Source organism: Affinundibacterium nitidum (genome assembly GCF_014284155.1).
GTDB classification, from domain to species: domain Bacteria; phylum Pseudomonadota; class Gammaproteobacteria; order Burkholderiales; family Burkholderiaceae_D; genus Undibacterium; species Undibacterium nitidum.
The window spans coordinates 1-10,418 of sequence record NZ_JACOFZ010000017.1; the positions used below are offsets into that span (position 1 = coordinate 1).

Consider the following 10,418-nt stretch of genomic DNA (forward strand, 5'->3'; position numbering starts at 1 on the left):
ATCCAGAAAGAGGAACGAAGGTAGTGCCGCCATCCACCGACACTAATTGACTCACTGTATCCACGCCCACTGTCGCACTGCCTGATAGCAAGGACAAATTCAAGGTCGTTGGCGTCGTTGATGTGCCGCTTAACTTCACCACGAAGTCTTGCGCCGTGCCTTCGCTTGAGCTTGAACCACTCACCGACAACACTTCCACACCCGTGTTCTGCACTGGCGGCGCCGCTTCAAACAAGGGCTGTGTTACACCCTCAACCACCGCACCGTCAAAGCTCAACGGCGACACATTCTCCGCAATCCGATCCAAACGCACAAAGCCATTGCCATCACCAGCTTCGCCACCACCTAAACCCGCTGCCGTTTCTTCCAACAACTTGTCTAAGCTATTGCCACCAATAATCGCTTTGGAAATGTCTTGATCAACCGTACTCGTCGTCGCTGGCAATAACGCATTTGCCGCCACTTCGACCTGCCCAGGAGCGAAGACCGTAGCATCTAAACTGACGGTTTCATTAGAACGTACTACATAGGAATGGCCTGCATCAAACGCAATCTCGACCTCACCACCATTGGCCGTCACGATCACGTCCTTCTCATACACAATATCGCCGACTTTTAAAACATGCTGCGACCCATCCGGCGATTTAACAATCGCTCCACCTTTGAGACCCACCACTTTACCGATGATATTGCTTGTATTTGCTGTGCTTGCCATGTCTTTACTCCGGACGGTTTCTTATATCGTCCTGACAATAGCAAAGTAACTTCTTCATAACAATTGTACTAAGGTACAAGTCAATAAAAATTTATTTTTATTTAACAAAAATTCACTCCGCGAGCAATAAAAAAGGGGACTCTCGGCCCCCTTTTCTTCAAGCAAAAGCAATGATTGCACGATTAGTCTGTAATTAACTTCCCTTTCGCAATCAAATCATTGATGACCTGCAGATCATTCGTGAAACCACTGGTGAGATTGACGCCACTAAACACAATCTGTTGCACAGTATTACCAGTAACATCAGCAAAAGAACCTCCAACAGTATGACCCGCGGTGAATGCACCTGTCGTACTAATCGATACAGTCGTATTCGTTCCATCCCAATTAAAATGCACAAACTTGTCTAGTGTATTTGCATTCTCACCCACGAGTAGATCTCGCAAATCGAGACGATCACCGCCAGAGGCAAAAGTACCTGTGGCAAAATCTGTGATGGTATCAACTGCTGGAGCCGCAGTAGTGCCGTTATCATTTAATGACCATTTAAAGGTATCTGCTTCAGTACCACCGGTGAGATTATCACTACCTTGACCACCAAGAATCACATCTTTACCTGCACCACCACTGATCGTATCGTTTTCAGTACCACCAAAGATGCGATCATCACCGGCTCCACCACTCAAGTTATCTGCACCAGCTCCACCCGAAATAAAGTCAGAACCTGCAGTTCCTGTGAGAGTATTTGCCACCGCCGTACCGTTAAAGATCGTCGAATCGGTAATGACATTGACGTATTGGGTAACTGTATTTCCGGGGCCTGAGCCAGTTGCTACAATTTCGAGTTGGGCAGAGTTTGTACCAAGTCCACTAACACCCAATTCAGCATGCGTCCAGGCCGTGACATCCACAACTTGGCCGGCACTAGTAATCGTTGCTGTATGGCCACCAGCGCCATCCGACAATACGGCGCCCACCGGAGCACCAGTGATTGTCAACTGCGTGAAGTTACTTGCCGTCACCGCAAAACGCTCAAAGCCACCATCATTGTCAATCACAGCACTCGCACCCAGTGCATTGTTTTCAACTGCATAAATGGCCTTAATTTGAGCAGCCGTCAAGACAGTGTTATAGATACGAATATCGTCCAAAGTACCATTGAGATATCGGTTCGTCGTTGCCCCGTCATCGTGCGTAACACCAAAGCCCAAGAACTTATTAGGCAAAACTTTACCGGCCTGTAACGTTCCTGTACTGTTGAGCACACCATCAACCCAAACCTCTGTGGCACCCGTAGCAAAATTATGAGTGATAGCAACGTGATGCCATGCGTTATCATTCACGGCGCCAGTACTCATAATCCCTGCATCATCCGCCATACCGAAACCTATACGGCCAGTACTATCCAACCATCCCCACTGCGCATCGATCGTACCGCCGTTATTTTCCATACCAATGACACTTGGCGAATTCCAACCGATTGTGCCGCCGGTCTGTGTAGTCTTAATCCAGAAAGCAAGTGATCCAGTACCACCGCCAGCACCATCACCACGCAATGGATCTGTGACTGAAGTTGGCAATGCAACATACCCACCATCACGGGATGCACTAGTGTTACTCCAAACACCGTTAAATTGCATTCCAGCACCTTCATGCCCACTGGCGGTGAACGTTGGCGTCAAATTAGTTCCGCCAGCAGTTCCATCCGTCAACGTTCCAACTTGGTCGGTTGTAGGATAAACGTTAGTGGTTGTTGTTCCACTGCCTTCGTTGAAGGTCCAGAATTGGACGTCTTTGACACTTAAAGTGGTAATTGGGTTAACCGTCACGTTCACTGTCGCTGTTTCCGTCACACCTCCAGAAGTCACGGTATAGGTAAAGCTTGCTGGACCTGTGTAATTCGTAGTCGGCGTGAAAGTAATATTGCCACCTGACAGACTCACCGTTCCATTTGTCGCACCACCCACTGCCGTCACCGTGGGAGTACCCTCAAATGAATCGTTTGCCAGCAAACTTGCTGAAGTAATCAAGATTGCCGTGTCTTTAGCAGTTGTTGCAGTGTCATTAACAATATCAACCACCGATGTTGTGCTTACATTGATCACTTGTGTCGTTGTATTGCCCAAGTCATCTGTTACTGTTACTGTGAAACTATCTGCACCGTTGTAGTCCTTATTTGGCGTGTAAGTCCATGCGCCTGTCGCTGCATTAATACTTGCTACACCATTCGTGCTATTAGCAGTCACGCTGTAGATCGTGCCATCAGTCAAACCGTCTGCATCCGTCGCCGTCAAGGTACCAGTAATCGCACCTCCGTCCTCTGAACCGGTACCCGTTTTATTACCGCCAATTGTCGTCGGATCGTTCACAGGTGTCACATTGATATTGATCGTATCAATATCACGTTCGTCTGTGGCTGTGCCTGTCAAACCTGGATCCGTACCTGTATTACCACCGTCATTGGTCGTCATGGTCAACACCACCGTACCATTCGCATTTGCTACAGGGGCAAAGGTCGGTTGGTTTGCTACAGTACCTAAATACGTATTGATATTGGCCACTGTACCTGTCAAGGTAATGGTGCCACTACCCGAACCTGATACCGTGACGCTACCAGCTGTGGCAGCCGTTAAGGTGCCGCTAGCCACACTCAAGGTCACTGTCACATTGCTACTTCCAGCATCCACGTCGGCAATCGACAAGCCACTCAGTTTGAGTGAAGTATCTTCATTTGTCGTGTAGCTCGCTGGCAAAGTATTGACTGGCGTGTCATTGACCGCTGTCATACTCAAGCTTAAGGTCGAGGTATCTGTACCACCGTTACCATCACTAACCGTGTAAGTAATCACAGGAATAGCACCCGTGTAGTTCGCCACCGGAGCAAAGCTGTAACTACCGTTCGCGTTGATCGTAATCGTGCCAACACCGGCGATCAATACTGGCGCACCCACTGCTTGCGTACCAGCCACACCAGCAATCGTGTAACTTGCAATCGTTAAAGTATTGCCGTCAGCGTCCGTTGCGTTGTTCAACAAATCACCCGCCGCATTGTCGGCGACCGTTAAGGTCGTATCTTCCGTGACGGTATTCGTTTCATCACCATCGACTGGCGCATCGTTGACCGCTGTGACATTGATATTGATCGTATCAATATCACGTTCGTCTGTGGCTGTGCCTGTCAAACCTGGATCCGTACCTGTATTACCACCGTCATTGGTCGTCATGGTCAACACCACCGTACCATTTGCATTTGCTACAGGGGCAAAGGTCGGTTGGTTTGCTACAGCACCTAAATACGTATTGATATTGGCCACTGTACCTGTCAAGGTAATGGTGCCACTACCCGAACCTGATACCGTGACGCTACCAGCTGTGGCAGCCGTTAAGGTGCCGCTAGCCACACTCAAGGTCACTGTCACATTGCTACTTCCAGCATCCACGTCGGCAATCGACAAGCCACTCAGTTTGAGTGAAGTATCTTCATTTGTCGTGTAGCTCGCTGGCAAAGTATTGACTGGCGTGTCATTGACCGCTGTCATACTCAAGCTTAAGGTCGAGGTATCTGTACCACCGTTACCATCACTAACCGTGTAAGTAATCACAGGAATAGCACCCGTGTAGTTCGTCGCCGGAGCAAAGCTATAACTACCGTTCGCATTGATCGTGATCGTACCAACACCGGCGATCAATACTGGCGCACCTACTGCCTGTGTACCTGCCACGCCCGCAATCGTGTAGCTCGAAACTGTCAATGCATTGCCTTCAACATCCGTTGCGTTGTTCAACAAATCACCCGCTGCATTGTCGGCGACCGTTAAGGTCGTGTCTTCTGTAACCGTATTCGTTTCATCACCATCAACTGGCGCATCGTTGACCGCTGTCATACTCAAGGTCAAGGTCGAGGTATCTGTACCACCGTTACCATCACTAACCGTGTAAGTAATCACAGGAATAGCGCCCGTGTAGTTCGCCACCGGAGCAAAGCTGTAACTACCGTTCGCATTGATCGTGATCGTACCAACACCGGCGATCAATACTGGCGCACCTACTGCCTGTGTACCTGCCACGCCCGCAATCGTGTAGCTCGCAACTGTCAATGCATTGCCTTCAACATCCGTTGCGTTGTTCAACAAATCACCCGCTGCATTGTCGACTACCGTTAAGGTCGTATCTTCTGTGACCGTATTCGTCTCATCACCATCGACTGGCGCATCGTTGACCGCTGTCATACTCAAGGTCAAGGTCGAGGTATCTGTACCACCATTGCCGTCGGTAACCGTGTAAGTAATCACAGGAATAGCACCGGTGTAGTTCGCCACTGGAGCGAAGCTATAACTACCGTTCGCGTTGATCGTAATCGTACCAACACCGGCGATCAATACTGGAGCACCTACTGCCTGGGTACCTGCCACGCCTGCAATCGTGTAACTTGCAATCGTTAAAGTATTGCCGTCAGCGTCCGTTGCGTTGTTCAATAAATCACCAGCGGCGTTGTCTGCCACCGTTAAGGTCGTGTCTTCTGTGACCGTATTCGTTTCATCACCATCAACTGGAACGTCATTGACCGCTGTGACATTGATATTGATCGTATCAATATCACGTTCGTCTGTGGCTGTGCCTGTCAAACCTGGATCCGTACCTGTATTACCACCGTCATTGGTCGTCATAGTCAACACCACCGTACCATTCGCATTCGCGACAGGGGCAAAGGTCGGTTGGTTTGCTACAGTACCTAAATACGTATTGATATTGGCCACTGTACCTGTCAAGGTAATGGTGCCACTACCCGAACCTGATACCGTGACGCTACCAGCTGTGGCAGCCGTTAAGGTGCCGCTAGCCACACTCAAAGTCACTGTCACATTGCTACTTCCAGCATCCACGTCGGCAATCGACAAGCCACTCAGTTTGAGTGAAGTATCTTCATTTGTCGTGTAGCTCGATGGCAAAGTATTGACTGGCGTGTCATTGACCGCTGTCATACTCAAGGTCAAGGTCGAGGTATCTGTACCACCGTTACCATCACTAACCGTGTAAGTAATCACAGGAATAGCACCCGTGTAGTTCGTCGCCGGAGCAAAGCTATAACTACCGTTCGCATTGATCGTGATCGTACCTACACCAGAAATGACGACTGGTGCACCTACTGCTTGCGTACCAGCCACACCTGCAATCGTGTAGCTCGCAACTGTCAATGCATTGCCATCAACATCCGTCGCATTATTCAACAAATCACCCGCCGCATTGTCGGCTACCGTTAAGGTCGTGTCTTCTGTGACCGTATTCGTTTCATCACCATCGACGGGGGCATCGTTGACCGCTGTCATGCTCAAAGTCAGAGTTGACGTATCTGTACCACCATTGCCGTCTGTAACCGTGTAAGTAATCACAGGAATAGCGCCCGTGTAGTTCGCCACTGGAGCAAAGCTATAACTACCGTTCGCATTGATCGTGATCGTACCTACACCAGAAATGACGACTGGTGCACCTACTGCCTGTGTACCTGCCACGCCCGCAATCGTGTAACTGGCAACTGTCAAGACATTACCTTCGACATCCGTTGCATTGTTCAGCAAATCACCCGCCGCATTGTCTGCCACCGTTAAAGTCGTATCTTCTGTGACGGTATTCGTTTCATTTCCATCGACTGGCGCATCATTGACCGCTGTCATACTCAAGGTTAAGGTTGACGTATCCGTACCACCATTGCCGTCTGTAACTGTGTATGTGATGACTGGAATAGCACCGGTGTAGTTCGCCACTGGAGCGAAGCTATAACTACCGTTCGCGTTGATCGTAATCGTACCAACACCGGCGATCAATACTGGCGCACCTACTGCTTGTGTACCAGCCACGCCTGCAATCGTGTAGCTTGCAACAGTTAAGGTGTTACCATCAGCATCCGTTGCATTGTTCAGCAAATCACCCGCCGCATTGTCTGCCACCGTTAAAGTCGTATCTTCTGTGACGGTATTCGTTTCATCTCCATCGACGGGGGCATCATTGACCGCTGTCATACTCAAGGTCAAGGTCGAGGTATCCGCGCCGCCATTGCCATCGGTGACCGTGTACGTAATCACAGGAATTACACCAGTGTAGTTCGCCACCGGAGCAAAGCTGTAACTACCGTTCGCATTGATCGTGATCGTACCTACACCAGAAATGACGACTGGTGCACCTACTGCCTGTGTACCTGCCACGCCTGCAATCGTGTAACTGGCAACTGTCAAGGCATTGCCTTCGACATCCGTTGCATTGTTCAGCAAATCACCCGCCGCATTGTCGGCGACCGTTAAGGTCGTGTCTTCTGTAACCGTATTCGTTTCATCACCATCAACTGGCGCATCGTTGACCGCTGTCATACTCAAGGTCAAGGTCGAGGTATCTGTACCACCGTTACCATCACTAACCGTGTAAGTAATCACAGGAATTGCACCCGTATAGTTCGCCACTGGAGCAAAGCTATAACTACCGTTCGCGTTGATCGTGATCGTGCCAACACCGGTGATCAACACTGGAGCACCCACTGCTTGCGTACCAGCCACACCAGCAATCGTGTAACTTGCAATCGTTAAAGTATTGCCGTCCGCGTCCGTTGCGTTATTCAACAAATCACCCGCCGCATTGTCGACTACCGTTAAGGTCGTGTCTTCTGTAACCGTATTCGTTTCATCACCATCAACTGGCGCATCGTTGACCGCTGTCATACTCAAGGTCAAGGTCGAGGTATCTGTACCACCGTTACCATCACTAACCGTGTAAGTAATCACAGGAATTGCACCCGTGTAGTTCGCCACCGGAGCAAAGCTGTAACTACCGTTCGCGTTGATCGTAATCGTGCCAACACCGGCGATCAATACTGGCGCACCCACTGCTTGCGTACCAGCCACACCAGCAATCGTGTAACTTGCAATCGTTAAAGTATTGCCGTCAGCGTCCGTTGCGTTGTTCAATAAATCACCAGCGGCGTTATCTGCCACCGTTAAGGTCGTGTCTTCTGTGACCGTATTCGTTTCATCACCATCGACTGGCGCATCGTTGACCGCTGTGACATTGATATTGATCGTATCAATATCGCGCTCGTCTGTGGCTGTGCCTGTCAAACCTGGATCCGTACCTGTATTACCACCGTCATTGGTCGTCATGGTCAACACCACCGTACCATTCGCATTTGCTACAGGGGCAAAGGTCGGTTGGTTTGCTACAGTACCTAAATACGTATTGATATTGACCACTGTACCTGTCAAGGTAATGGTGCCACTACCCGAACCTGATACCGTGACGCTACCAGCTGTGGCAGCCGTTAAGGTGCCGCTAGCCACACTCAAGGTCACAGTTACATTGCTACTTCCTGCATCGACATCGGCAATCGACAAGCCACTCAGTTTGAGTGAAGTATCTTCATTTGTCGTGTAGCTCGCTGGCAAAGTATTGACTGGCGTGTCATTGACCGCTGTCATACTCAAGGTCAAGGTCGAGGTATCTGTACCACCATTGCCGTCTGTAACCGTGTAAGTAATCACAGGAATAGCACCCGTATAGTTCGCCACTGGAGCAAAGCTATAACTACCATTCGCATTGATCGTGATCGTACCTACACCAGAAATGACGACTGGTGCACCTACTGCTTGCGTACCAGCCACGCCTGCAATCGTGTAGCTTGCAACTGTCAAGGCATTACCTTCGACATCCGTTGCATTGTTCAGCAAATCACCCGCCGCATTGTCTGCCACCGTTAAGGTCGTATCTTCTGTGACGGTATTGGTTTCATTACCATCAACGGGGGCATCGTTGACCGCTGTCATACTCAAGGTCAAGGTCGAGGTATCTGTACCACCGTTACCATCACTAACCGTGTAAGTAATCACAGGAATTGCACCCGTGTAATTCGCCGCCGGAGCAAAGCTGTAACTACCGTTCGCGTTGATCGTGATCGTGCCAACACCGGTGATCAATACTGGCGCGCCTACTGCCTGTGTACCTGCCACGCCAGCAATCGTGAAGCTCGCAATTGTCAATGCATTGCCATCAACATCCGTCGCATTATTCAACAAATCACCAGCTGCATTGTCGACGACCGTTAAGGTCGTGTCTTCTGTAACCGTATTCGTTTCATCACCATCGACTGGCGCATCGTTGACCGCTGTCATACTCAAGGTCAAGGTCGAGGTATCTGTACCACCATTGCCATCGGTGACGGTATAAGTAATCACAGGAATTGCACCCGTGTAATTCGCCACTGGAGCAAAGCTATAACTACCGTTCGCATTAATCGTGATCGTACCAACACCGGCGATCAATACTGGAGCACCTACTGCCTGGGTACCAGCCACACCGGCAATCGTGTAACTTGCAATCGTTAAAGTATGACCTTCAGCATCCGTCGCATTATTCAACAAATCACCAGCCGCATTGTTTGCTACTGTTAATGTAGTGTCTTCTGTGACGGTATTCGTTTCATCACCATCAATCGGTGCATCATTTTGACCATTGATCGTGATCACCAAAGTCGCTGTTGTCGTACTGCCGTCACCATCGGTTAAGGTGTACGTAAAGCTATCAGTCAAGCTTTGACCGGCGCCTAAGCCATTGACGGCCGCATTGCTGTTGTTGAGCGTGTACGTGTAGGTACCGTTGCTGTTCAAGACCAAAGTACCGTAGCCGGCTGCATTGGTGAAGGTGCCTGCTGTCACTGGCGTTGCATTCGTATCGGCACCAACCGTGTCGTTCGTGATCACATTGCCGGTGACTGTGTTCGGTACTGCATCTTCCGTGATGTTGTTGATGTCACCTGTCGCTACTGGTTTGCTATCCGTAATGAGGATATCTAGGCTGTCGTTATTCGTTGCGCCTAAGGCATCGGTGACTGCCACGGTGATACTGTCGGTCACATCGCTGTTCGCACTTTGTACCGCAGGGTCATAGGTGTAGCTGACGACACCGGTACCGCTGTTGTAGCCCGTTAAAACTAAGCTGCCCTTGCCTGTCGTGATCGTGATCGGTGTACCACCTAAAGCATTTAATTGGGCCAAGGTGACGTTGGTGCCACCGACCGTAATGCTTGCTAAACCTGCAGGAGCGGTAACCGTGAAACTGTTTGCTGTCGCGGTTGCCGTTTCTGCTACCGTCATGTCGCCCGCAGAACCTGCATTGCTGTCAGGGATCGTGACCGTTGGACCACCATCGGTATTACCATTGATCGTAATGACCAAAGTCGCTGTCGTCGTACTGCCGTCACCATCGGTTAAGGTGTACGTAAAGCTATCAGTCAAGCTTTGACCGGCACCTAAGCCATTGACGGCCGCATTACTGTTGTTGAGCGTGTACGTGTAGGTACCATTGCTGTTCAAGACCAAGGTACCGTAGCCTGCTGCATTGGTGAACGTACCTGCTGTCACTGGCGTTGCATTCGTATCGGCACCAACCGTGTCGTTCGTGATCACATTGCCGGTGACTGTGTTCGGTACTGCATCTTCCGTGATGTTGTTGATGTCACCTGTCGCTACTGGTTTGCTATCCGTAATGAGGATATCTAGGCTGTCGTTATTCGTTGCGCCTAAGGCATCGGTGACTGCCACGGTGATACTGTCGGTCACATCGCTGTTCGCACTTTGGACACTTGGGTCATAGGTGTAACTCACCACGCCTGTGCTGGAGTTATAACCTGTTAAGACCAAGCTGCCCTTGCCTGTCGTGATCGTGA

The 10,418-nt window shown here is 50.0% G+C and carries 2 protein-coding genes; both read right to left on the minus strand.

Annotation, left to right across the window (positions count from 1 at the left end):
- On the minus strand, positions 1–715 hold a 715-nt coding region (locus H8K36_RS18805; RefSeq protein ID WP_186918069.1), incomplete at its 3' end, for a retention module-containing protein.
- Positions 716–897: 182 nt separating this feature from the next.
- Entirely contained in the window at positions 898–10,392 is a 9,495-nt protein-coding gene (locus H8K36_RS18810; RefSeq protein ID WP_222611281.1) for a cadherin-like domain-containing protein, read from the minus strand.
- Positions 10,393–10,418 lie beyond the last annotated feature (26 nt).